The following is a 1,524-nucleotide window of genomic DNA, read 5'->3' as shown; positions in this document are numbered from 1 at the left end:
TGAAGTGCGCCCTCCAAATTGGAGAGAAGTAATGTCATAAATCTTGTCGCTTAATTACTACGGTAATTAGGCGACTTTTTGTTTTTGATACTGCGTTCGCATGGCAATCGGTGTTAACCAATTGTTTTTACGACGAATACGATAATGATTATAGCTATAAATCCAGCGCACTAAGGCCTCTTCCAAGGCTACTTGGGTGGGATAAGTGTGATTTAAAACGGTCCCCACCTTAATCTGGTGAATGATACTTTCGACCACGGCATTATCAGTTGGCGTTGATTTTCGCGACATGCTTTGCCGAATATGGGCTTGTTTTAAGGCTAACTGGTAGCGGCTAGATTGATATTGGGTTCCTTGATCAGAGTGAAGCGTAACCAAGTGAGACAGGTCTTGTATTTGTGCTAAAACAGGGGTCAATGAGGTCATGACTAGTTCAGTGGTGGGGTGTAAGGAGAAGTGATAGCCTAAAATTTCTCCGGAATAAAAATCAATCATCAAAGAACCAAAGAGACGTTGACGAGTACTTTGTTCACCCCAACGAAATTCGGCGATATCTGTGCCTATTTTCTGTAAGGGACGATCCGTTTGAAAACGCTTTTTGAGATAGTTTTTATAAATTCGACCGGTCGTTCCTTGATAACTGCGGTACTTAGCCTGGCGCTTGGCATAACTTTTACTTTGTAAATCATGTTCGCGCATAATGCGCCGTAAGCGTTTATGGTTAATTGGCCCTTGCCCTCGTTTAGCGCGTAGGTGGTTAAGATAAACCTGCATGGGTCGATAACCGAGGCTTTCAGCCGCAACCAGATTCGCGTTATTGCGAATGGCCATGATATCAGCCAGGACAGCTTGATCAGCTTCCTGACTAGATGAAGATTGGGGGCAATTCAGCCGTTTGAGCGCAGCATAGAACGAACTAGCTGCTAACCCAGCAATTTGAAGTAATAGCTTTAAGGGATAGACTGGCCGTAATGCATCAATTATTTGTGTTTTTTGTTGGTTGGATGCATGACGGCCTGCAATTTTTTTAAATAGGCGTTCTCAGTTTCTAAATATTGATTTCGTTCCTTTAGACGCTTTAATTCTTCAGCTGGGGTGAGGTTGGATTGAGGCATTGGTTGGGCTCGCTTTCGGCGGTTAGCTAGCCCATCAAGGCCATGCAAGCGATAGCGCTGATGCCAATGCCAAACGGTACTAGCACTGGCAATGCCAAAGTGACGAGCGGCTTCTGGGTAAGAAGCTTGATGGGTAACTAACCAGTTGATTATCTTCATTTTGAAGGATACCGAATAGTTTGGCAACTGCTTAGCTCGAATTAAGCCCGTCAAGCCCTGATGATGCCATTGATAAAGCCACTGAAGAATCGTCCCACGTTCCCCTATTTTTAATTTTTTAGCAATGCGAGTCGTGCCCAGACCGTTTTGATAAAGGTCAATTGCTTTTAATTTAGTTGCCAGTGAATATTTCGCCATGATAAAAGGCGCCCCCTAGTTTGGATTTCTCCAATCTAGGGGGCGCACTTCA

At 44.1% G+C, this 1,524-nt stretch carries 2 protein-coding genes; both read right to left on the bottom strand.

Translation table 11 applies throughout. From position 1 onward, the window contains the following. Nucleotides 1–66: 66 nt before the first annotated feature. Nucleotides 67–981 (bottom strand): IS3 family transposase, encoded by a 915-nt coding sequence (locus C7384_RS08040; protein ID WP_243400746.1) that lies wholly within the window; start codon nt 979–981, stop codon nt 67–69. Then, nucleotides 981–1,472, bottom strand: coding sequence for a helix-turn-helix domain-containing protein (locus C7384_RS08035; RefSeq protein WP_116585405.1), 492 nt, complete (start codon nt 1,470–1,472; stop codon nt 981–983). Before C7384_RS08035 ends, C7384_RS08040 begins: the two co-directional genes overlap by 1 nt. Nucleotides 1,473–1,524: the final 52 nt, after the last annotated feature.

This window comes from Convivina intestini (genome assembly GCF_003096575.1).
Lineage (GTDB): Bacteria > Bacillota > Bacilli > Lactobacillales > Lactobacillaceae > Convivina > Convivina intestini.
The sequence above is the reverse complement of the archived record's forward strand: the minus strand, read 5'-3'. Positions and strand labels throughout refer to the sequence as shown.

Excerpts from the sequence above, each read along its gene's own strand:
- C7384_RS08035 (WP_116585405.1), bottom strand. The coding sequence starts at position 1,472 with ATGGCGAAATATTCACTGGCAACTAAATTAAAAGCAATTGACCTTTAT.